The sequence below is a fragment of the Halomonas sp. CSM-2 genome, assembly GCF_002119345.1.
In the GTDB taxonomy this organism is placed as follows: domain Bacteria; phylum Pseudomonadota; class Gammaproteobacteria; order Pseudomonadales; family Halomonadaceae; genus Vreelandella; species Vreelandella janggokensis.
The window spans coordinates 1-21,569 of sequence record NZ_NBYR01000004.1; the positions used below are offsets into that span (position 1 = coordinate 1).

18 protein-coding genes and 2 rRNA genes are annotated in these 21,569 nt (G+C 56.9%); 7 read left to right on the top strand and 13 right to left on the bottom strand.

Features of this window, described 5'->3' with window-relative positions; translation table 11 throughout:
* The 3 genes from B7L15_RS03850 to B7L15_RS03860 all read left to right on the top strand — a co-directional run.
* Nucleotides 1-1,125: ribosomal RNA gene (locus tag B7L15_RS03850) — 23S ribosomal RNA — on the top strand; the annotation flags it as partial.
* Nucleotides 1,126-1,273: 148 nt separating this feature from the next.
* Nucleotides 1,274-1,389: ribosomal RNA gene (gene rrf, locus B7L15_RS03855) — 5S ribosomal RNA — on the top strand.
* 428 nt (nt 1,390-1,817) lie between these two features.
* On the top strand, nt 1,818-3,149 hold the full coding sequence (locus B7L15_RS03860) for a deoxyguanosinetriphosphate triphosphohydrolase (protein WP_085917708.1): 1,332 nt from the start codon (nt 1,818-1,820) through the stop codon (nt 3,147-3,149).
* A 6-nt stretch (nt 3,150-3,155) separates the two neighbouring features.
* On the opposite strand, the gene B7L15_RS03865 is transcribed toward B7L15_RS03860, so the two are convergent.
* From B7L15_RS03865 to B7L15_RS03875, 3 genes are read right to left on the bottom strand one after another with little or no spacing between them, the layout of a single operon-like run.
* Entirely contained in the window at nt 3,156-4,064 is a 909-nt protein-coding gene (locus tag B7L15_RS03865; protein ID WP_085917709.1) for a nuclease-related domain-containing protein, read from the bottom strand.
* A gap of 57 nt (nt 4,065-4,121) precedes the next feature.
* Nucleotides 4,122-4,496 carry a translation initiation factor Sui1 gene (locus B7L15_RS03870; protein ID WP_085917710.1) on the bottom strand — a complete coding sequence of 125 codons (375 nt, stop codon included), beginning with the start codon at nt 4,494-4,496 and terminating at the stop codon, nt 4,122-4,124.
* 4 nt (nt 4,497-4,500) lie between these two features.
* Nucleotides 4,501-5,199 (bottom strand): HAD-IA family hydrolase, encoded by a 699-nt coding sequence (locus B7L15_RS03875; protein ID WP_085917711.1) that lies wholly within the window; start codon nt 5,197-5,199, stop codon nt 4,501-4,503.
* A gap of 271 nt (nt 5,200-5,470) precedes the next feature.
* Here B7L15_RS03875 and B7L15_RS03880 point away from each other — a divergent pair, with 271 nt between their 5' ends.
* Nucleotides 5,471-5,788, top strand: coding sequence for a hypothetical protein (locus B7L15_RS03880; RefSeq protein WP_085917712.1), 318 nt, complete (start codon nt 5,471-5,473; stop codon nt 5,786-5,788).
* 88 nt (nt 5,789-5,876) lie between these two features.
* Here B7L15_RS03880 and fba read toward each other — a convergent pair whose 3' ends face one another.
* The 6 genes from fba to tkt all read right to left on the bottom strand — a co-directional run bounded on the left by fba (nt 5,877) and on the right by tkt (nt 12,458).
* Entirely contained in the window at nt 5,877-6,941 is a 1,065-nt protein-coding gene (fba, locus tag B7L15_RS03885; RefSeq protein WP_085917713.1) for a class II fructose-bisphosphate aldolase, read from the bottom strand.
* Nucleotides 6,942-7,018: 77 nt separating this feature from the next.
* Entirely contained in the window at nt 7,019-8,188 is a 1,170-nt protein-coding gene (locus B7L15_RS03890; protein ID WP_085917714.1) for a phosphoglycerate kinase, read from the bottom strand.
* 54 nt (nt 8,189-8,242) lie between these two features.
* A complete protein-coding gene (locus tag B7L15_RS03895; RefSeq protein WP_085917715.1) occupies nt 8,243-9,283 on the bottom strand; it encodes a type I glyceraldehyde-3-phosphate dehydrogenase in 1,041 nt (346 codons plus the stop codon).
* Nucleotides 9,284-9,369: 86 nt separating this feature from the next.
* A complete protein-coding gene (locus tag B7L15_RS03900; protein ID WP_085917716.1) occupies nt 9,370-10,086 on the bottom strand; it encodes an LrgB family protein in 717 nt (238 codons plus the stop codon).
* Nucleotides 10,076-10,426, bottom strand: coding sequence for a CidA/LrgA family protein (locus B7L15_RS03905; protein ID WP_085917717.1), 351 nt, complete (start codon nt 10,424-10,426; stop codon nt 10,076-10,078). The genes B7L15_RS03900 and B7L15_RS03905 overlap by 11 nt, the downstream gene beginning before the upstream one ends.
* Nucleotides 10,427-10,442: 16 nt before the next feature.
* Nucleotides 10,443-12,458 (bottom strand): transketolase, encoded by a 2,016-nt coding sequence (gene tkt, locus B7L15_RS03910; protein WP_085917718.1) that lies wholly within the window; start codon nt 12,456-12,458, stop codon nt 10,443-10,445.
* A gap of 229 nt (nt 12,459-12,687) precedes the next feature.
* Here tkt and metK point away from each other — a divergent pair, with 229 nt between their 5' ends.
* A complete protein-coding gene (metK, locus tag B7L15_RS03915; RefSeq protein ID WP_085917719.1) occupies nt 12,688-13,908 on the top strand; it encodes a methionine adenosyltransferase in 1,221 nt (406 codons plus the stop codon).
* Between the two features lie 116 nt (nt 13,909-14,024).
* Nucleotides 14,025-15,698 (top strand): NAD-dependent DNA ligase LigB, encoded by a 1,674-nt coding sequence (ligB, locus tag B7L15_RS03920; RefSeq protein ID WP_254902846.1) that lies wholly within the window; start codon nt 14,025-14,027, stop codon nt 15,696-15,698.
* Between the two features lie 26 nt (nt 15,699-15,724).
* On the opposite strand, the gene B7L15_RS03925 is transcribed toward ligB, so the two are convergent.
* Nucleotides 15,725-16,660 (bottom strand): AEC family transporter, encoded by a 936-nt coding sequence (locus tag B7L15_RS03925; protein ID WP_085917720.1) that lies wholly within the window; start codon nt 16,658-16,660, stop codon nt 15,725-15,727.
* 144 nt (nt 16,661-16,804) lie between these two features.
* Between B7L15_RS03925 and metF the strand changes: the two genes are divergently transcribed.
* Nucleotides 16,805-17,647: a methylenetetrahydrofolate reductase [NAD(P)H] gene (metF, locus tag B7L15_RS03930; protein WP_085917721.1), complete on the top strand. Its 843-nt coding sequence runs from the start codon at nt 16,805-16,807 to the stop codon at nt 17,645-17,647.
* A gap of 88 nt (nt 17,648-17,735) precedes the next feature.
* Here the strand turns inward: metF and B7L15_RS03935 are convergent, their stop codons facing one another.
* The 3 genes from B7L15_RS03935 to B7L15_RS03945 all read right to left on the bottom strand — a co-directional run bounded on the left by B7L15_RS03935 (nt 17,736) and on the right by B7L15_RS03945 (nt 21,541).
* Complete coding sequence (locus tag B7L15_RS03935; protein WP_085917722.1) at nt 17,736-19,937, bottom strand: TRAP transporter permease; 2,202 nt, start codon at nt 19,935-19,937, stop codon at nt 17,736-17,738.
* 91 nt (nt 19,938-20,028) lie between these two features.
* Nucleotides 20,029-21,009, bottom strand: coding sequence for a TAXI family TRAP transporter solute-binding subunit (locus B7L15_RS03940; RefSeq protein WP_085917723.1), 981 nt, complete (start codon nt 21,007-21,009; stop codon nt 20,029-20,031).
* Between the two features lie 274 nt (nt 21,010-21,283).
* Nucleotides 21,284-21,541, bottom strand: a complete 258-nt coding sequence (locus B7L15_RS03945; protein ID WP_085917724.1) for a YheV family putative zinc ribbon protein — start codon at nt 21,539-21,541, stop codon at nt 21,284-21,286.
* Nucleotides 21,542-21,569 lie beyond the last annotated feature (28 nt).

The window sequence follows — 21,569 nt, forward strand, 5'->3', positions numbered from 1 at the left end:
TAAAAACACAGCACTCTGCTAACGCGTAAGCGGACGTATAGGGTGTGACGCCTGCCCGGTGCCGGAAGGTTAAGTGATGGTGTTAGCCGTAAGGCGAAGCTCTTGATCGAAGCCCCGGTAAACGGCGGCCGTAACTATAACGGTCCTAAGGTAGCGAAATTCCTTGTCGGGTAAGTTCCGACCTGCACGAATGGCGTAATGATGGCCACGCTGTCTCCACCCGAGACTCAGTGAAATTGAAATCGCCGTGAAGATGCGGTGTACCCGCGGCTAGACGGAAAGACCCCGTGAACCTTTACTATAGCTTCACACTGGACGCTGATGTTGCCTGTGTAGGATAGCTGGGAGGCTTAGAAACCCGGACGCCAGTTCGGGTGGAGCCAGCCTTGAAATACCAGCCTGGCATCATTGGCGTTCTCACTCAGGTCCGTTATCCGGATCGAGGACAGTGTGTGGTGGGTAGTTTGACTGGGGCGGTCTCCTCCCAAAGCGTAACGGAGGAGCACGAAGGTACCCTCAGCACGGTCGGACATCGTGCAATGAGTGCAAGAGCATAAGGGTGCTTGACTGCGAGACAGACACGTCGAGCAGGTGCGAAAGCAGGTTCTAGTGATCCGGTGGTTCTGTATGGAAGGGCCATCGCTCAACGGATAAAAGGTACTCCGGGGATAACAGGCTGATACCGCCCAAGAGTTCACATCGACGGCGGTGTTTGGCACCTCGATGTCGGCTCATCACATCCTGGGGCTGAAGTCGGTCCCAAGGGTATGGCTGTTCGCCATTTAAAGTGGTACGCGAGCTGGGTTTAGAACGTCGTGAGACAGTTCGGTCCCTATCTGCCGTGGGCGTTGGATGTTTGAGAAGGGCTGCTCCTAGTACGAGAGGACCGGAGTGGACGCACCTCTGGTGTTCCGGTTGTCACGCCAGTGGCATTGCCGGGTAGCTATGTGCGGACGGGATAACCGCTGAAAGCATCTAAGCGGGAAGCCCCCTTCAAGATGAGACATCCCTGAGGCCTAGAGCCTCCTGAAGGGCCCAGCGAGACCAGCTGGTTGATAGGCACGGTGTGGACGCGCTGCAAGGCGTTGAGCTAACGTGTACTAATGGCCCGTGAGGCTTGACCCTATAACACCCAAGGGGTCTGGTCGTGATGATAACGATGAGTGTTGAAGCACTCAGAGAACCGGATACGCGTACTGAGGCAAGTGTTGATGACACAGGGCTTGGTAAGAGACGCACACAAAGCACAGCATGATAGGCATTTAAAGTTACGCCTGACGACCATAGCAAGCGTGAACCACCTGATCCCTTGCCGAACTCAGCAGTGAAACCGCTTCGCGCCGATGGTAGTGTGGGGTCTCCCCATGCGAGAGTAGGTCATCGTCAGGCACTTATTTAACGAAGCCCCGGCCATTTGGTCGGGGCTTTGTTTTTAGGGGTCTCCCCATGGACCCGTTTGTCGGGAACAAACGGGAACCGCTTTAGCGGGCCCGAAGGGCGAGTCTCAGGATGAGACGAGTAAAGTAGCGGAGAGCCGCCCTGGTCATCGTCAGGCACCTATACCGCAGAAAACCCAGCCAACCGGCTGGGTTTTTTGTTTACGGGGCTTCCCATGGAGAGTCCTGAATGGTCGGCCTCAGGATGGCCTGCCCCCGGAGCGCCGGCCGGATCATCGTCAGACACTTATTCGAACCCCCCCCAGCCTCTTCGAGACTGGGGGATTTTTTATGCCGCTCTAGTTAACCGCATTATGGTCGGGGGTGTTTGTTTATCTGGCTAGCTTTTGTGTCAAAATACTGCCCCCAAGGAGGAATGTCATGACACAAATGCGCTGGGAAGAGTTACTTTCCCCTAAACGGCTCCACGACCAACGCTCGACCAGTACCCGCGAAATAGGGCGTAGTCCGTTTCACAAAGATCACGACCGCATTGTCTTTTCCGGTTCTTTCAGGCGCCTTGGACGTAAAACGCAGGTCCACCCCCTGACTGAAAACGATCATATCCACACCCGCTTGACCCACTCGTTGGAAGTCGGCTGTGTGGGACGCTCTTTGGGCATGATTGTGGGCGAGCTGTTACGCGAGAGGTTGCCGAAATGGATAACACCTGCTGATTTGGGAGTGATCGTTCAAACGGCATGCCTGGGTCATGATATTGGTAACCCTCCTTTTGGGCACGCCGGTGAGTATGCCATTCGTGATTGGTTTCAGCGTGCTCAGAGCAGCGGCCTGTTAGAAGGTCTGTCAGAGGCTGAGCGCGAGGATTTGTTGACCTACGAGGGCAACGCCCAGGGGTTTCGAGTGATTACCCAGATCGAATATAACCAGTTCAATGGCGGTATGCGACTTTCTGCGGCGACACTGGGTGCGTTACTTAAATACCCTTGGACGGTCCGTTACAGTGGGCGCGCGGGGAAGTTTGGCGCATATCAGTCAGAGCAGGCATTGCTCAAAGAGGTCGCTGAAGCAGTGGGTCTACTGCCCAAGGGTGAGCAGCGCTGGTGTCGACATCCGTTAGCCTGGCTGGTCGAAGCGGCGGATGACATCTGCTATGCACTACTGGATCTCGAAGATGGTTTGGAAATGGGGATTCTGCGTTATGAAGAAGTTGTCGAGGTCTTGCGCCAGATAGCGGGAGAATTTCCACCTGAGTATGCCGAGATGCAAGCCCGCAATGTGTCACAACGTCGGCGAATTGCACTGCTTCGTGGCGCAGCGATGGAGCGTGCGGTCAATGATGTTGGCGCGGTGTTTGTGCAACATGAACAGGCCCTGCTGAGTGGAACGCTCAGCGATGACCTTCTGGAACTGTGCCACCCCGATCTGGGATGGGGCGTTCAGGCGGCAAAGCAGTTGGCCCGGGAGCGCATTTTCCAAAATGAGCGGAAGGCAAAACTGGAAATTGGCGCCTATACAACACTGGGCATTTTGCTTGAAGCGTTTATTGGTGCTGCACACGAGTTGCACCACACCGGGCGTAGCTCGTTCAAGCATCAGCGTGTTCTCGCCTTGATAGGCGAGAACACGCCGCTGGCGTCCTGGCCGCTCTACGAAAGCTACCGGCGAATGCTGGATTTTATCGGCGGTATGACAGATCACTATGCCGTCGACCTGGCCCAGGAAATGGGCGGGCGTTTGCGAGGCGATTAGGCTTCATCATACCGAAGGTTGGCGAAGATGCGTCAGCTCCATGAGCTTGGCGCGTTCCAGCAAAATATTGATGATCTTATCGTGAATGGGGTCGCTGATCTGGCCGGGGGTGAGCGCGGTCAGTTGGCTTGCCAGCATATCGCCACTTACGACTAAAATGTCAGGTGCCGCGTCATCGGTGTCAATGTGCCAGCCGGGTAAGACCAGCACACCTCGCACGGGCACCGAAACACCACAGCGCTGTTCCAGCCATTGGCGTAGCCAATCGACCCCTTGACGCGTTTTATGCAGTGGACGCCGTTCTTGCCAATAGGGAAAGCGAAGTCGCTCGCGCTCGACGGCAACCGTATTTTGCCCACGCCCTGCATTACTGATGGGGACAGTGCGTGCGCGGGTTTCGACCACGAAAACGCCGTGCGGGGTCACCACCACATGATCAATCGTAAAATTATCCGTCGGCACGTCGTGGAAAACGTAGTAAGGGTGTGCATCGGGGCGGATAAGCCGCTCAAGTTCCTGGCCGACAGCAAGCTCGCAGGCCAGTCCCAGCTTCAATCGCCGAATGCGTTGGTAGTCGCGGACTAAAAGCAATGAAAATGCCAGGACAAGCAGTGTACTAAGCAGGCCATACAGCGCCCATTCCACCCAGTCCTGTTTATCGGCAAAAAGCATTCGCCCCATACCATAGACCAATGGCGAAAGACTGATCAAAGGGCCTAATGCGCCGTTGAGGAACAGGCTTGAGAACGCTTGATCCAACCGGTAGCGCAAAGCCTGGCCGGGCTCGCGTAGCGGGGTGTCGAAGGGAGATTGGACACGAGCGTCATGCAGGCTACGGAGTGCCAAAACAATGCTGGCCATCGCCGCCATGGGAAAGAGAAAAATCAGCGGGAGCAAATATTCTAGCCAGGTCATTGCAAAGTCCTAGTGCGATGTGACTGCACAGTGACGGTCCGTCCTGAGACGCATGGATTAGCCACCAGCCAGTTTGACTTGATAGCCGCGTGCAGTTAACTCCTGCTTCAGGCTATCACGGTGATCACCTTGAATTTCAATGATGCCATCTTTAACAGCACCGCCTGTGCCACAGCGTTTTTTAAGCGCTTTGGCGAGGTCTTTGAGCTCTGCGGTTGTTAGCGGTATGCCGCTAATCGTCGTGACCCCTTTGCCTTTACGGCCACTGGTTTCACGACGAATACGGACGACACCGTCAAGGGCGGCAATACGCGCTTGTTCGCTATCGGCATCACAGCGACAGGATTCCAGAGGTTCACGGCAAGAGGGGCAGGTGTTGCCTTTTTCGGTGGAATATACCAGCCCACCAAGCTGGTCGCGTAATGAGGCCATCGCGTTATTTTCCTTCAGAGTAATAAGGCTCGGCTGCCTCGCTCATTTCCTGGCTTAACTGCCTGACCACGGCAGGTAGCTGAAACATGTTGCTGATCATGATGGCATTTTCCGGCGTGGTTTCAGCGTCGGGAAAGCGATTCAAATGAATGACCTTCATGCCAGCTTCAAGGGCAGCCCGTACGCCGACTAACGCATCATCAATGGCGATACAGTTAGCTGCGTTGAATCCCATGATACTCGCGGCATAGAGATGTAAACAGGGTTCTGGTTTCCAGCAGTTGGCGGTATAGCCACTGAAAAGGCGTTCCGCGAAATAGCCATCGAGCCCTGTTGCCTTGAGCGCAGTGCGAATTTTGCCTTCGGGGCCGTTAGAGACCACTGCACTCGGGTAAGCGGATAACCGCTCAAGGGCTTCTTTCGCGCCGGGAATCGTGGTGAGTTCATTGGCGAGCCGTTTAGCCAGGTTGGCACGCATGGCGTTTTCCATGCTGTTCAACTGATCATTGCAGACATTGCCATGGCGTAACTGTAGCTGGGCAACGATATTACGAAAGCGCGAGCCTCTAAATTCACCCAAATAGTCAGACGGTAAGAAAGGAAGTCCCACACTATTCAGCCCTGTCGACATCTCTTCGGCAAGAAGAGGCTCACTATCAACCAAGGTGCCATCGCAATCAAATAATAACAGGGGAAGCGGCATGGGAGATTTCCTAGCAGAGACTCAGCAGCTGCAGTGACAAACAGAAAAATTAATCATAAGACCATTGAACGAGATTTTAGCGTATTTGTGAACAGTGTTCTGTAATTTTTTGCTTGCCTGACCGGTTGAGCTGATTCAGATTGACCAAAAACGTGTGACTAGCATGCCGAATTTGACCGTTTATTGAGCGGCATTTTTACGGTTTATAGTTAAGGCGCGAGGCACGAAATGACGTGCTAAGCTGTATTACCACAATAAGGAGACCGTGACGATGCGACTAACCCCCTGGATCATGCCGTTGGCGTTTGCTGCCGCCATGCTGGCCGCCACTAGTGCGGCAACCGCTGACGAACATGAGCATGAGCCTCTCGACGATGCAGCGCTCGAGGAAGAATATGGTATTAAAGCAGGTGCCGTTAAGCGAGACGCTGAAGACCGAAGCAGCGATGTCTCTGAGTCCGAGCGTAACGGTGCCGAGGGTGAGGAAGAAAATGAAGAAACATCAGCGGGTACGGGCGGTTCCGGTGATGCGAATGCGGATAATGGAGAAAGCGAAGACAGCGATACTGTCTCCGAAGACGAGGAGTAAGTACCACGTTAAAATAAGCACCCATTAAAAAGACGGCCAAGTTGGCCGTCTTTTTTGGTTGGTACCGCTAGCCATGATGTCGCTGACGTTATTTTACTTTGGGCGCCAGCTCGCCACGCTCGTAGCGCTGATACATGTCTTCCAGGCTGATGGGTTTTATCTTGCTGGCATTACCTGCCGTACCAAAGGCTTCATAACGCGCAATGCAAAGCTCGCGCATGGCCGAGACGGTTTCTTTGAGGAATTTGCGCGGATCAAATTCAGACGGATTTTCAGCCAAGAAGCGACGCACTGCCCCGGTAGATGCCAAACGTAAGTCGGTATCCACGTTCACCTTGCGCACGCCATGCTTGATGCCTTCCACAATTTCTTCGACAGGCACCCCGTAGGTTTCGGGAATCTCGCCGCCATATTGGTTGATGACATCGAGCCATTCCTGGGGCACAGACGATGAACCGTGCATGACCAGATGCGTGTCAGGGATGCGCGCATGGATTTCCTTGATGCGCTGGATCGATAGCGTGTCACCTGTGGGTGGCTTGGTGAACTTGTAAGCACCGTGGCTGGTGCCAATGGCAATCGCAAGCGCATCCACATGGGTAGCTTTGACAAACTCAGCCGCTTCTTCCGGGTCGGTGAGCAGTTGCTTCATGTCGAGCTTGCCTTCGGCACCGATACCGTCTTCTTCACCGGCCATACCGGTTTCCAGACTGCCCAGGCAGCCCAGTTCGCCCTCGACGGAAACGCCGCAGGCATGCGCCATGTCGACGGCGCGGCGCGTCACATCAACGTTGTACGCGTAATCTGTGGGGGTCTTGCCGTCTTCGCCCAGTGAACCATCCATCATGACGGATGAGAAGCCGAGCTGGATAGAGCGTTGGCAAACGGCCGGGCTGGTCCCATGATCCTGGTGCATGGCCACCGGAATATGCGGGAACTCTTCAACAGCCGCCAGAATCAAGTGGCGCAGAAATGGGGCGCCCGCATACTTACGGGCACCGGCGGACGCTTGCACGATGACCGGTGAGTCGGTCGCATCGGCGGCTTCCATAATGGCGCGCATCTGTTCCAGGTTATTAACGTTGAACGCCGGAACGCCGTAGCCGTATTCGGCGGCATGGTCTAGCATTTGGCGCATGCTGATCAGAGCCATTGAGTCACCTTATCTGTGAGGTTAATGCTGGTATCGGAGTCAACGGGCGCAGTGAGCGCCCGCTGAAATGTTAACGGTTATCCGCGTTGGGCGGCGGCTTCGAGCGCAGCGACGGCAGGTAGCTGTTTGCCTTCGACGTATTCAAGAAACGCACCACCGCCAGTTGAGATGTAGGATACATGATCTTCAATGGCGTATTTATCGATGGCCGCCAAGGTATCTCCACCACCGGCGATTGAGAAAGCGCTGCTTGCGGCAATGGCGTGGGCGATCACCTCGGTGCCTTTGCCAAACTGATCAATTTCAAACACACCAACCGGGCCATTCCATAAAATGGTGCCGGCGTTTTTCAACAGGCTGGCCAGATGCGCGGCAGTATCGGGCCCGATGTCCAGGATCATTTCGTCATCGCCAACCTGATCTACCGGCTTGACCACCGCGTCGGCAGATTCGGAGAATTCGGTCGCCACCACCACATCAGTGGGTAGCGGTATAGTGACTTTTTCCATCAGCGCTTTTGCCTGGCCGATTAAATCCGCTTCATGAAGCGATTTGCCGACATTGTAGCCTGCGGCGGCAATGAACGTATTGGCGATGCCGCCGCCAACAATCAGTTGGTCGCACTTGTCGGAAAGCGCGGTCAGCACGTCTAGTTTGGTCGACACTTTGGAGCCACCAACAATCGCCGCCATGGGGCGAGCGGGATGAGCCAGGGCCTTTTCCAGCGCATCAAGTTCCTGGGCGAGCAGCGGGCCTGCACAGGCCGTCGGGGCAAAGCGCGCAACGCCATGGGTCGACGCCTGCGCACGGTGGGCGGTGCCGAAGGCATCCATCACGAAGATATCGCACAGGCTGGCATACTGTTTGGCAAGGTGTTCATCGTCCTTCTTCTCGCCAGTGTTGAAGCGCACGTTTTCCAGCAGCGCAACGTCGCCGTCGGCCAATGTCGGTGCACGATCAAGATAGTCGGTAATCAGTTTAACAGGGTGGCCCAGCAATTCACCCAGGTGTGCAGCGACGGGTGCCAGTGAAAATTCGTCGGCTGACTCGCCTTCCGTCGGGCGGCCCAGGTGGCTCATCAGCAGGACTTTGGCACCGGCCCTGGCAGCCGCCTGGATCGTCGGAAGCGCCGCACGAAGACGTGCATCGCTGGACACACGCCCGTGCTTGATCGGTACGTTGAGGTCTTCACGAATCAGTACGCGCTGTCCTTTCAAGGACAGGTCGGTCATTTTTTGCACGTTCATGCGAGTATTTCCTCGTGTTCAAGCGGGTGAAAAGTCATGGTGCAGCCCTGCGAGTCAGCGTGTGCTGCCTTCCGCCAGTGTGGCCAAGCGTTGGGTGATGTCCAGCATGCGATTGGCAAACCCCCATTCGTTATCAAACCAGCACAGCAGCTTGACCAGGCGTTTACCTGCCACCCGTGTCTGTGTGGCGTCTAGGATGCCAGAGCGCGGGTCGTGATTAAAATCGATCGAGGCCATGGGGGCTTCGGTATAGCCTAATACCCCCGCCAATCGCTGTTGACTGGCTTCCCGTAGCAGCGCATTCACCTGGTCGGCATCGGTGTCCTGGTGCACCGTCAGCGCTGCATCCATGGCAGATACGTTAATGGTGGGGACGCGCATATGCAGGCACTCAAAACGACCGGCAAGACGCGGCATCAAGCGGCTGATGCCCAACGCCAAACCGGTGTCCACCGGTACGATGGATTGCATCGCTGAACGCGTCAGACGCAGATCGGTTTGATGGTAGGCGTCAATGACCGGCTGATCATTCATGGCCGAATGAATCGTGGTGGTTACGCCATGCTCCAGTCCCAGTGCGTTGTCCAGAACGGTCAGTAAGGGTACCAGGCAATTGGTGGTACACGACGCCGCCGAGATAATGCGCTGCGAGCGTGTCAGCTCGTTCTGGTTAATGCCCCATACAACGGTGGCATCGACATCGCTTTCAGCGGGTTGAGAAAACAGCAGGCGCTTGGCCCCGGCTTCAAGGTGCTGCTCGGCGGTGGCGCGATCCTTGAAGCTGCCCGAGCACTCCAGTACCAGATCAATCTCCAGAGCGGCCCAGGGAAGTGACCGTGGATCTTGTTCGCAGAGGACATGAATGCGCTCCCCGTTAATCAGCAGCGCTTCGCCATCGTTATCCACCTCACCTGGAAAACGGCCGTGAGTGGTATCGTAACGGGTGAGATAGGTAATGGTCGCCAGGTCGGAAAGCTCGTTGATTGCCACCACTTCAATCTCGGGGTGGCCTCGCTCAACCAGCGCGCGCAGGATGCATTGGCCAATGCGTCCGTAGCCATTAATGGCGATGCGATACCTTTTGGAGTTAGCCATGTCGCGAAGCGGCTCTTGGAAGTGGAGCAGGGGCCACGGTGGGCATGAAAGTAGACGCGATGATAACGTATTTCAGCTGGCGATGCTTAGCCCACACCTACCAACTCCCAGGCCAGTGGTAGCAATAGCGCGGTAAAAATGCCGGTCAGACTCATTCCCAATGAGGCAAAGGCGCCGGCGGTGGGGCTTAGCTCAAAGGCTCGCACGGTGCCAATCGCATGACCATTCAGACCCAGTGCAAAGCCGATAATGCGTTCGTCGTCGATGTGTAAAACCCTTGCGCAAAGGCTGACAAACGGAATGGTGACGACCCCCGTCATCAGTAAGGCCCCCATCAATAGGGCCACGTTGCCACCCAACTGTTCGGTAATGCCAATGGCGATCGGCGCAGTGACGGATTTGGCGGCGATGGAGGTCAATATCTGACCGGAGCTGCCCATTAACCAGGCAATACCCAACGCATAGCAAGCTGCCAGTGCTGCCGAGATCGGCAGGCATATTGCTAACGGGCGCCAGAGTGCGCGGATACGTGGTAACTGTTGGTAAAGCGGCATCCCCAAGGCAACCGTTGCCGGTCCTAACAGGACCGTCAGCCAATCGGCGCCCTGACGGTAGGTTGCATAAGGCATGCCTATCAGCGCTAACGCCCCGGCGAGGAGTAACGCGGCAACCAGGATGGCGGGAAGCCAGGCGGGCTTTTTCAGGCGATTAAAGAGCTCGCTGCCCAACAAGTACGCCGCGATTGTCAGCCCGACGGCAAACAGTGGCGTCGCAGTGAGCGTCGCCAATACGTCAATGGGCATGATGCCCCATGAGCCGTTTCAGCAACCAGAGTGTGGTAATGACACTTAGCAGCGTTCCGAGTAGCAGCGCCGCCAGGATGGCAAGCCACTGGCCCGCCAGTTCATCGAGAATAAAGAAGACGCCCACAACACCGGGCATGATGAGCATGGCGAGCAGACCAATCAGCGGCTGAGCCGCGGCTGCGATACTGGATGGTACGCGGCCGATGACTACTAGAGTGGCGCACATCAGCAGCATGCCCACCACGCCTGACGAGATGGGCAAGCCGGAAAAGTGGATAACCACTTCTCCGAGCAACCAGTAGCCAATCAGCCATAACAGGCCACTCAACGCTGGCATGGCCTACCTCGCTTGCTTATCCGAGTAGCTCATTGGCCTGTTTGACGACGTTTTCGACGGTAAAACCGAAATGCTTGAATAGGTCGCCCGCCGGAGCCGATTCGCCGTAGGTGGTCATGCCGATCACCCGGCCATCYAGGCCCACGTACTTGTACCAGTAGTCCGCATGCCCGGCTTCGATGGCGATACGCTTGGTGACCRCCTTGGGCAGTACGCTTTCACGGTATTCGGCATCCTGGCCGTTAAAACGGTAGGCCGAGGGCATGGACACCACGCGGACGGCCTTGCCCTGCTGCTCGAGCTCAGCGGCGGCGTCCATCGCCAATGACACTTCTGAGCCGGTGGCAATCAGAATCAGCTCGGGCGTTACGGGCGTGCCTTCACTGTCCTTGAGAACAGGGTCTTTAAGCACGTACGCCCCGTTTTGAATCGACGCCAGCTGTGCCTTGGTGCGCTGCTGATGGGGCAGGCCCTGACGCGAGAGAACCAGCGCGGTGGGGCCGGAGTGGCGTTTGAGGGCGGCGTCCCAGGCCGCCACGGTTTCCACCGCATCGCAGGGGCGCCAGGTGTTCAGGTTGGGCGTGGTGCGCAGGCTGGTCAGCTGCTCGATCGGTTGGTGGGTCGGGCCATCTTCGCCAAGGCCGATGGAGTCATGGGTGAAGACGTAAATCGCCTGTTGCCCCATCAGCGATGCCATGCGCACTGAATTACGCATGTACTCCATGAAAATCAGGAAGGTCGCCCCGAACGGCACAAAGCCGCCGTGCAGGCCAATCCCGTTCATGACCGCGCCCATGCCAAACTCGCGCACGCCATAGTGCAGGTAGTTGCCACTGGCGTCTTCCGGCGTGATCGCTTTGGCGCCGTTCCAGAACGTCAGGTTTGACGGGGCCAGGTCGGCACTGCCGCCCAATAGCTCCGGCATCTGCGGGCCAATTACGTTCAACGTTTCAAAGGAGGCCTTGCGTGAGGCAATGCTGTCGCCCTTTTCCTGGGCTTGCTCAAGCAGCGCTTCGGTGGGCAGCTCCGCAGGCAGCTGCGCCTTCATACGGCGCTGGAACTCGCGTGCTTCGGCGGGGAACGCCTCCGCATAGCGGTCAAACCGGGCATTCCATGCCTGCTGGTGCGCGCGGCCGGCTTCGCGGGCATCCCAGGCTGAATAGATTGGCTCTGGAACATGGAAGGGTGCATGGGGCCAGCCCAGTTGCTCGCGGGCGGCCGCCACTTCGTCATCCCCCAATGCCGCCCCATGGGCTTCTTCCTTGCCCTGCTTGTTAGGGGCACCAAAGCCGATGATGGTTTTGCAGATAATCAGGCTGGGTTTGTCATCGTGGCTTTTGGCCAGTTCAATGGCCGCGTTGACCTCGTCCGGGTTGTGGCCGTCAACCGTCGGCACCACGTGCCAGCCGTACGCCTCAAAACGTTTCGCCGTATCGTCGGTAAACCAGCCTTTCACTTCGCCGTCGATGGAGATGCCGTTATCGTCATACACCGCAATCAGTTTGCCGAGCTGCTGGGTGCCCGCCAGCGACGCCGCTTCGTGGGAAATGCCCTCCATCAGGCAGCCGTCACCCAGGAAGCACCAGGTGTGGTGGTCGACGATGGTGTGGCCAGGGCGGTTGAACTGCGCCGCCAGGGTTTTTTCGGCGATGGCAAAGCCCACGGCGTTGGCAAAGCCCTGCCCCAACGGGCCRGTGGTGGTTTCAATGCCCGGTGCGTAGCCGTATTCCGGGTGCCCGGCGGTCGGCGAGTGCAACTGGCGGAAATTCTGCAGTTGTTCCAGGCTGAGCTCATAACCGGTCAGGTGCAGCAGCGAATAGAGCAGCATGGAGCCGTGTCCGTTGGACAGCACGAACCGATCACGATCGGCCCATTTCGGGTCTTCGGGGTTGTGCTTGAGGTGGTCATTCCACAGCACTTCGGCAATATCCGCCATCCCCATGGGCGCGCCCGGATGGCCGGACTTGGCCTTCTGGACGGCATCCATGGAAAGGGCGCGAATGGCATTGGCCAGCTCAAAACGGGACGGCATGGGGTGCTCCTCGCTTGAAAACGTGAATAAGAAAGCGCTATTGTCGCTGACTTCCCGGGCGTCGGCAAATTCTATGGGCTCGTTCTGGGAAGAACTTCCAACAGCGTGTAAACTTTGGCCCCCGAAGCGCAGTGTTGCTTCTTTATAGGTGGGCAGGGCAACTTCCTGCCATGATTTCCTGCTGATGCTGCGGTGACTTGCCGCCGTCACACCGAGGGTAGAGTGCGCGATGAGCGAATATTCCCTGTTTACCTCCGAGTCCGTCTCCGAAGGTCATCCTGATAAAATTGCCGACCAGATTTCCGATGCGGTGCTGGATGCCATTATTGCCCGTGACAAGCAGGCGCGCGTTGCCTGTGAAACCATGGTCAAGACCGGTGTCGCGATCATCGCCGGTGAAATCAGCACGAATGCCTGGGTGGACCTTGAGACCCTGGTACGTGAAGTGATTACTGAGATTGGCTATACCTCATCGGATGTGGGCTTCGATGGCGCCACCTGTGGCGTGGTCAATCTGATCGGTAAACAGAGCGTCGATATTGCCCAGGGCGTTGATCGTAGCAAGCCGGAAGATCAGGGCGCGGGCGATCAGGGGTTGATGTTTGGCTACGCCACCAACGAGACCGACTCCTTCATGCCGGCGCCGATCCATTACTCGCATCGTCTGGTGGAGCGCCAGGCGGAGCTGCGCAAGAACGGCCTGCTACCATGGTTGCGCCCGGATGCCAAGAGCCAGGTGACCTTCCGCTATAATGAAGAAGGCCAACCCTGCGGCGTCGATGCCGTGGTGCTTTCCACCCAGCACGATCCGGATATCGACCAGCAAGACCTGCGTAAAATGGTCAAGCGGGAAATTATTGAACAGGTGATCCCCGCTGAATGGCTCGATGATGATACCCAATACCACATCAACCCCACCGGTAAATTCGTGATTGGCGGCCCGGTGGGTGACTGTGGCTTGACCGGCCGCAAGATCATTGTCGATACCTACGGCGGCATGGCACGCCACGGCGGCGGTGCCTTCTCGGGCAAGGATCCGTCCAAGGTTGATCGCAGCGCGGCTTATGCCGGTCGCTATGTGGCCAAAAACATCGTGGCGGCGGGCCTCGCCGACAAGTGTGAAATCCAGATTTCCTACGCGATCGGCGTGGCCGAGCCGACCTCCGTGTCCATCGATACCTTCGGTACCGGCAAGGTGAGTGATGCCCAGATCGTCAAACTGGTGCGTGAGCATTTTGATCTGCGTCCTTTCGCGATTACCCGAATGCTCGACCTGCTTCATCCGATGTACCAGCTGACCGCCGCCTACGGACACTTTGGCCGCGAGCCGTTTGAGCACAGCTACCATTGGGTCGATGATAAAGGCCATACCCAACAAGAGACGTTCATCGCCTTCCCTTGGGAGCGCACCGACAAGGCCGATACGCTCCGTCAGGCAGCAGCTTTGTAAGATATTTGCTCGCTGTGTTGTAAGAAAACGTCCCTTTGGCGCATGCCGGGGACGTTTTTTATGCGCAGTGCGCTAGGCTAACGTCATTAATGGACAATTGGCGGAGGCTGGTGGTGATGAAACGCTATAGGCAGGGATGGCTGGTGGGGTGGCTGATGGCCGTCTCCCTAACGGTGCAGGCAAACGAGTGTCCCGGCTGGAGCACTGAACGGCTGACACGCGAGAGCCGGGCGCTGTCGGCGCAGGTAGCCGTTTGGGATCGTGCCTACCATGATCAGGGCGTATCGTTGATTGACGACGCGCTCTACGATCAAGCCGTGGCACGTTTGGCTGAATGGCAGAGGTGCCTGGGTAAGGTTCCCAGTCACCAACCGTTGACCCGCATCACCAGTACCCGCGACACTCGCGCTCATCCTTACGCGCAAACCGGCCTTGAAAAAACCGATAGCGAAGGGGTGAAACGCTTTAGCAGCCGCCGGAATAACCTTTGGATACAACCCAAGGTCGATGGTGTGGCGGTCACGTTACGCTACCAGGAGGGGGAACTGGTAGAAGCGGTGAGTCGTGGTGATGGCGAGCGCGGCCAGGATTGGACGGCCCGTGTCCGTGAGTTGCCTGCTGTGCCCAATAGATTATCCACGCCGCTTTCCGGCGTTCTGCAGGGCGAGCTGTATTGGCGTTTGATGGATCATGTCCAATCACGAAACCCCGGCACGGGGGCGCGGGGGAATGTCGCCGGCGCGATGGCCCAGCAAGCGCCGACGCCGCAAACCCGAGAGCAAGTGGGACTGTTTATCTGGGGGTGGCCTGATGGCCCCGAGAATATGGCTGATCGTCTCGCACAGCTAAGTGCTTTAGGGTTTGATACTGCCGACTATACCCACCGACTTGATGATCGCCGTGATGCGGCTTATTGGCGGGATAAATGGTTTAACGGGCCGTTACCGTTTGCCACTGACGGCGTCGTCCTCAAGCAGGCCGAGCGCCCCGGCGTACGCCGCTGGTCATCGTCGCCACCGGAGTGGGCGGTGGCCTGGAAATACCCCGCTAAGCAGGCGCTGGCAGAAGTGCGCGGCATTGAGTTTCGCGTCGGGCGCACCGGGCAAGTGACGCCGCTGGTATGGCTCAATCCAGTACTGTTGGAAGGGCGGCGCATTAGCCGTGTTTCATTAGGCTCCCTGGAGCGCTGGGAATCACTGGATGTTCGCCCCGGCGACCAGGTGGCGGTCACCCTGGGCGGACTGACGATTCCACAGATGACCGAGGTGGTATGGCATACCCAGGAGCGTTCACCGCTCACGCCGCCATCACCGCAGCGCTTTCACCTGCTGAGCTGTTTTGAGTTAACCCCCGGCTGCGAAAGCCAGCTGCTGTCGCGGCTCACTTACCTTGGCGACCAGTTGAAGATGCAAGGGATTGGTGAGGGGACCTGGCAAGCGCTGATGGAGGCGGGCGTGGTCACCCGCTTATTGGGCTGGCTGAGCCTTGAGCCAGCCGAGCTTGAGCAGGCTTACGGTATTGGCAATACTACCGCCGCTTCGTTGATGGAGCAGTTTCAAGCCGCGCGCTTCGCCCCTTACGCCACTTGGCTTGAAGCGCTGGGGATGCCGCCCGGCGGTAGTGCTCGCTTGGGCGACTGGTCTACCCTGGCGGGCCTGACGCCTTCCGAGTGGCAGGCCCAGCCGGGTGTTGGCCCGGTGCGTGCCGAAGCGCTGGTGGCGTTCTTTAGCCATCCCGACGTGCAGCAGATGGCTGCACGGTTAAACGAAGTGGGGGTTGAGGGGTTTTAACGTATCAAGTTGCTGGCTAAACGAATCTAGCCCAGCCCCGTCATGCGCAGCATTAAACCGAGATAGAGCGGAATTAGCAGCGGCGCAAGCAGTGTCGTGACCAGCACCGCTAATGCACCTTTTTGGGGCTGGATGCCCAGTTCCATGGCCACCACCACGACATTGGCGGCCATGGGCACTACGCCCATTAACAACAGTGCCAAGGCCAGTTCCGTGGAAAGTGGCGCCACCCACTGGAGGATTAAAACGGCCGCTAGCATGACCAATGGCCACATCAGGTAGCGCAGTCCCAAGCAGGAAGCGACAAAGCGCGTATCCCAGGCGGCAAGCGTCACTTGGCTTAGGGTCATGCCGATAATCATCATCCCCAGCAACGTGTAGGTGGCGGGGAACACTTGCAGGGAACTCATGACCGTGGCGGGGACGTTGATCTCAAGGGCGCTAAGCAGTAACGCTAACAGGAAAGCGTAGATAAGCGGTAAACGAGAAATTTTGATCAAGCTCTCGCGTATCGAAAAGCGACCGCGGGCGCTGAGGTAAAAGCCCACGGTAAATTCATAGATATTAATCCCCAGCATGCAGAACAGGTAAAGGGTAACGCCCTCGGGGGGTAGCAATATCAACGCAATCGGCAAGCCAAAGTAGCCGGTATTGCCGGTTCCCGAGGAAAATGCCAGCAGGGCGGCTTCCTGTTCGCCAAAGCGGTGGCGCGTGACGCGTTGTACCAACAGTGCCATCAGGCTCGCGACAATGAACAGCGCTAATGTGAGTAGTAAGTAGTCAGGCGTTGGACCGCCGTTCATCAGCGCGCGAAAAATGGTAAAGGGAGCGATCAGATAAACCAGCAGCGTGGCAATCGGGCGAGGGTCGAGCTTGAGCCGTTGGGCGGCTAGCCAGCCTAACCCCACATAGCCGAGTAACATGAGTAGCGGCCCAACCAATGCCCCAGGTGTAAGGTCCATTTACCCTCCGGTAATAAGAGTAGTCACTGATCAACATGAGCCGAATTAAAGGCCGAGCGTGGAATCTTTCATTAGCCTCAGCGCAACGGAACAGCGAGAATACCCCAAAATATCATGACTATTGTCACATTATGAGGAAATCCCATGAGCCGCCACGAGCATCCGCTAGGTATTAGCTTTGAATTCTTTCCTCCGGGCACTGATGCCGGGCGCGACAAGCTAATCCAGACACGCGATGAACTGGCCGCCCGCAATCCGCGGTTTTTCTCGGTTACCTACGGTGCCGGTGGTTCGACTCAGGCGCGTACTCGTGAGATTGTTCGCAAGGTGAGTCAGAGCGGTGTTACGACTGCCCCGCACCTGTCCTGTATTGGGAGCGAAAAAGCCCAACTGCGCGATCTGTTGACCCAGTACCGAGAAGAAGGCGTCGACAGCCTGGTGGCCCTGCGTGGCGACATGCCATCCGGTATGGCCAGCATCGGTGAGCTGCGCTACGCCAATGAGCTGGTCGAGTTCATTCGCGATGAAACAGGCGATCATTTTGATATTGCCGTTGCTGCGTATCCAGAATCTCATCCACAGGCCCCGAATCTAGACAGGGATGTGGAAAACTTTGCGCGTAAAATGAAGGCGGGGGCCAACATGGCGATTACCCAATACTTCTTTACCGCGGATGCCTATTTCCACTTTGTTGATAAAGCCCGCGCATTGGGCGTTGAGCAGCAGATTATTCCGGGCATCATGCCGATTACCAACTACACCAAGCTGGCGCGCTTTTCCGACGCCTGTGGCGCGGAAATCCCCCGCTGGATTCGCAAGCAGCTGGAATCCTACGGCGACGACAGCGAAGCCATTGCCGATTTTGGCACCGATGTCGTCAGTCGACTCTGCCAGCGTTTGCTGGATGGCGGGGCACCGGGCTTGCACTTCTATACCCTTAATCAGTCCAAGCCGGTGTTGAAGGTTGTTGATAACCTGAGCGGCTAGGCCGATAGATGAACCCGAAATACGAAAACCCCGCTCAGTTAACTTTGAGCGGGGTTTTTTAGGCTTCGCGTTTAGCGACTTGAGTCAATTAGCCCGTTTGCGGCGTCTTGTTGCCACCGCCGTGCTGTTTACGCTGCATGATAAACAGGATGGCACCAATGACCAGGCCTGCTACATCGGTATAAATACCGCCGTAAATCATGAAGATCGCACCTACCAGCATGACGATACGCTGGAGTGTATTCACTGGACCGAAGAACCATTTCTGGACCATGCCCGATAGCAATACGATACCCAGTGTTGCGGTAACCCCGACGCGCAGAATCTGCATGGCAGAGCCTTCCATCAACATGGCCGGGCTGTAGAAGAACATGAACGGCACGATGAAAGCGGCTAACCCTATCTTGAAAGACGCCACCGAGGTGCCCATGGGGTTGTCGCCGGAAATACCCGCTGCCGCGTAGGAGGCAAGTGCCACCGGTGGGGTAATGGCGGAGACCACCGCAAAGTAGAACACGAAGAAGTGGGCAACCAGAGGTTCAATGCCGATGTTGATCAAGCCAGGCGCGACGACCGAAGCCGCCACGGCATATGCCGCCGTGGTGGGCATGCCCATCCCCAGCAGAATACTGATCAGCATGGCGAATACCAGAGCCAGAAGCTGGCTGACGCCTGCCAGACCGAGCAGCAGCGACGAGAAACGTGCCCCCACGCCGGTCAGCGAGATAACACCAACGATCAAACCCGCACAGGCACACACAGCGATGATCTGAATTGACATGGTGCCGGCCAGTTGGAGCGCTTTCAAAATGGCACGAAGGCCCATTTTGTTAGGTGAAATCCAACTGACAACCGCTGCTGATGCCGTCGCCAGAGTCCCCGCACGAATCACCGAATAACCCATGAACAGAGCAACGATCAGGATGATAATGGGGGCAAACAGATAGACCTGCTTGATCAGCCGGGAGAATAGCGGAATCTCTTCTTTGCGCATGCCGCGCATGCCTTTACGGGCCGCTTCAAAGTCGACCATGAAGTAGACGGATGCAAAGTAGAGAACGGCAGGAATAATGGCGGCAATGGCAATCTCGGTATACGGAATACCGGTCACTTCGGCCATGATGAAGGCGCCCGCGCCCATGATCGGGGGCATGATCTGCCCGCCGGTAGAGGCGGCCGCTTCAATCGCGCCCGCACTTCGCGCGGGGTAACCGACCTTTTTCATCAGCGGGATCGTCAGCGAGCCGGTCGATACGACGTTACCGGCGGATGTGCCGTTGATCATGCCCATCAGGCCCGACGCGAAGATAGACACCTTGGCCGGGCCACCGCGAGCTCGCCCAGCCGCCGCAAAGGCGAAATTGACGAAATAATCGCCCACTTTGGAGGCCTGCAGAAAGGCAGCGAAAATAATGAACAGAATAATGTAGGTCGACGATACGGCAGTGGTGGGCCCGAGAATGCCCGTATCGGTATATACCTGGCTGAAGAACCGCTGCAGCGAAAGGCCGGGGTAGCCCAGGAAGCCGGGCAACGCAGGACCTGCAAAAACATAGGTCAAGAATACCGCTGAGATGACCACCAACGCCAACCCGGCGACGCGGCGGGTCAACTCCAGAATCAGCATGGAGCCTGCAATTGCCGCCCAGGAAATACCTGACGGGGCAAAGGACGTGCCGGTCGACATGCGTATGTTGGTGTTGAACGCCACCAGCAGATAGCCTGCACTGGCGGCCGCGCACACCATGAGCACCAGATCTGCCGGATTAAAGCGATGGCGGGCCTGACGATAAAACCATGACAGTACAATGGCACCGGCGGTGGTCGCCATGAGCGGATAACCGTAATGCCAGTTCTCGACGCTGGGGTCGATACGCATTGCTTCGCCACTGAGGGTCTGGTGCATCAGGAACACTTGCACAAGTGTATAGGTGGCGGGAACAAGCAGCGCGTAACTTGCCCACTTCAAGGCAGCGCCAGATGCCTGGTGGTCGTCTTCGGCAAAACGAGCACCTGCAAATAACCCGTAACCGAGAATAAGCGCACCGGCTATGTGCAAGATACGAAACGACCAAGTTTCCAAAGGAAACACGTTAAGTGAAATCAGGTGGAAACTTGAATAGGCAATGGCTAACGCCGCAAACAAGAAAAACTGCCAGCCGGTAAAAAGACGGCGGTTGGATTCAACAATCTCTTCATCGACACCCTCGACAATAGACTCAGGGGCAGATTCAGCATCCTGGGCCTCATCCTTGAGGCCGTTGGGTTCTTGGTCGGTTTTGTGACTCATTAGAGTTCACCCTCACAGCAAACAAAGGGGCATTAGCGAAAACTGCCCCAGCCAATCTTGATTGGCCGGGGCAGGCGACAACAAGTGTTGCTTACTTGATCATGTCTTCGTCGATCTCGTAGCCGTTCTCTTCATACCAGCGAGCGGCACCGGGATGGAAAGGCAGCACAGTGTTGTGCTTGATGTTTTCCGGAATGGTGGTAGCTGCACTGCGGTGGACCGACATCATGCGGTCGTTGTTTTCCATAGTGGCTTTGGTGACTTCGTAAACAAAGTCTTCAGGCAGGTCGCAACCGGCGATGGCAAAGTTCCACATGGAAACGGCGCGGGCGTCTTCTTCCAGCGTTTCATAAGTGCTAGCCGGGATGGAGAATTCCGCCACAGGGAAAGCGTTCATCACCGTTTCCAACTCTTCTTCATTGAACTCGATGATGTTTACATCGGTTTGGACTTCGAGTTGGCTGACGGCCGGGATGGGGATGCCAGCGGCAAAGGCGATGACGTCCAGCAAGCCGTCCTGCAGCTGACCACCCAGGTCGGACCAACCGCCATTCCGGCGTTCAAAGTTGACGCCTAGCTCTTCCAGCATTGCCGGGAAGTAGGTGTCAGACGTGGACGCCGATGGGCCAAAGCCGATACGTGCGCCATCGGGAATATCGGAAATTGATTCAATGCCGCTGTCGGAGAGCACGGTGATTGAGAACGGGGTTTCGTACATCGGGAACATCGCGCAGACGTTGTCCATTTCCAGTCCCGGGGCGAGGGGGCTTTTGCCGTTCACCGCATCGGCAGCCGGGCCCATGGTGGCCAGACCAAAGGCGGCATCGCCGTTATGCACCAGTGCCAGGTTCTGGGTAGGGCCGCCGGTCACCTCGCCACCGCCTGAGATGTCTAACTCATCAGCGATAAAGTTGGCCCAGCCGGAGCCATAAACGAAGTAAGTACCGCCCTGGCTAGCCGTGCCAACGGTGAAGTTGTCCGGCCAGTCTTCGCGGTCGGCATGGACGCTACCGGCCGCCAGAATCGCGCTGCTGGTCAGTAATGCCAATGTGGTCGGTTTAAAATTGCGCATGGCGAATTTCCCTAGTTGTTTATTGAGGTTATTAACACGCCGGCGGTATGCGAGTGAGGCAACGCCACCAGCGGTGAGCTATAAACTAGAGCGATTGTCGTGCCAAAAAAGGATTTTATTGTTAAAAACAAAGGCTTAAAATTTTTGTTTTCAACGTTAGTCGTATAGAGACAAGAACAAAGTGTCTGGGGTTGCGCACGGTACGCATGGTTTTGTGTGCGTTAATCCGCACACATGAAGGCGTCGTGAAAGTAGGACAGCGATCTTTCAATCGCTATGAGTCGGACGATTTGTGGTCTGGATCCATGATCCGCACAGGCTGTATCTCATTCTGGGCGGGCTCCGGACGGGCTTGATTGACGCGGGTGGTCAGCTCGCTAGGTGCTTCATCCTCAATGGGTAGCTGTTCGAAAAAATCACAGCTGACGCACTCCCGGTAACGAATACCGTTCTGCTCCCAGGCGCGAATGCGATCCATGGCCGCACAGCGCGGGCAGGTCACGCCTGCAATAAAACGTTTTACGCTCGACATCATCAGGCTCCAATGGCGCGCCCTCAAA

Bases quoted from the DNA above. Each gene is read 5' to 3' on its own strand.
- B7L15_RS03865 (WP_085917709.1), bottom strand. From the start codon at position 4,064: ATGACCTGGCTAGAATATTTGCTCCCGCTGATTTTTCTCTTTCCCATG.
- B7L15_RS03895 (WP_085917715.1), bottom strand. From the start codon at position 9,283: ATGGCTAACTCCAAAAGGTATCGCATCGCCATTAATGGCTACGGACGC.
- fba (WP_085917713.1), bottom strand. From the start codon at position 6,941: ATGGCTCTGATCAGCATGCGCCAAATGCTAGACCATGCCGCCGAATAC.
- B7L15_RS03860 (WP_085917708.1), top strand. From the start codon at position 1,818: ATGACACAAATGCGCTGGGAAGAGTTACTTTCCCCTAAACGGCTCCAC.
- B7L15_RS03925 (WP_085917720.1), bottom strand. From the start codon at position 16,660: ATGGACCTTACACCTGGGGCATTGGTTGGGCCGCTACTCATGTTACTC.
- B7L15_RS03900 (WP_085917716.1), bottom strand. From the start codon at position 10,086: ATGCCCATTGACGTATTGGCGACGCTCACTGCGACGCCACTGTTTGCC.
- metK (WP_085917719.1), top strand. From the start codon at position 12,688: ATGAGCGAATATTCCCTGTTTACCTCCGAGTCCGTCTCCGAAGGTCAT.
- B7L15_RS03940 (WP_085917723.1), bottom strand. From the start codon at position 21,009: ATGCGCAATTTTAAACCGACCACATTGGCATTACTGACCAGCAGCGCG.
- B7L15_RS03880 (WP_085917712.1), top strand. From the start codon at position 5,471: ATGCGACTAACCCCCTGGATCATGCCGTTGGCGTTTGCTGCCGCCATG.
- B7L15_RS03935 (WP_085917722.1), bottom strand. From the start codon at position 19,937: ATGAGTCACAAAACCGACCAAGAACCCAACGGCCTCAAGGATGAGGCC.
- ligB (WP_254902846.1), top strand. From the start codon at position 14,025: ATGAAACGCTATAGGCAGGGATGGCTGGTGGGGTGGCTGATGGCCGTC.
- B7L15_RS03945 (WP_085917724.1), bottom strand. From the start codon at position 21,541: ATGTCGAGCGTAAAACGTTTTATTGCAGGCGTGACCTGCCCGCGCTGT.
- B7L15_RS03890 (WP_085917714.1), bottom strand. From the start codon at position 8,188: ATGAACGTGCAAAAAATGACCGACCTGTCCTTGAAAGGACAGCGCGTA.
- metF (WP_085917721.1), top strand. From the start codon at position 16,805: ATGAGCCGCCACGAGCATCCGCTAGGTATTAGCTTTGAATTCTTTCCT.
- B7L15_RS03905 (WP_085917717.1), bottom strand. From the start codon at position 10,426: ATGCCAGCGTTGAGTGGCCTGTTATGGCTGATTGGCTACTGGTTGCTC.
- B7L15_RS03870 (WP_085917710.1), bottom strand. From the start codon at position 4,496: ATGGCCTCATTACGCGACCAGCTTGGTGGGCTGGTATATTCCACCGAA.
- B7L15_RS03875 (WP_085917711.1), bottom strand. From the start codon at position 5,199: ATGCCGCTTCCCCTGTTATTATTTGATTGCGATGGCACCTTGGTTGAT.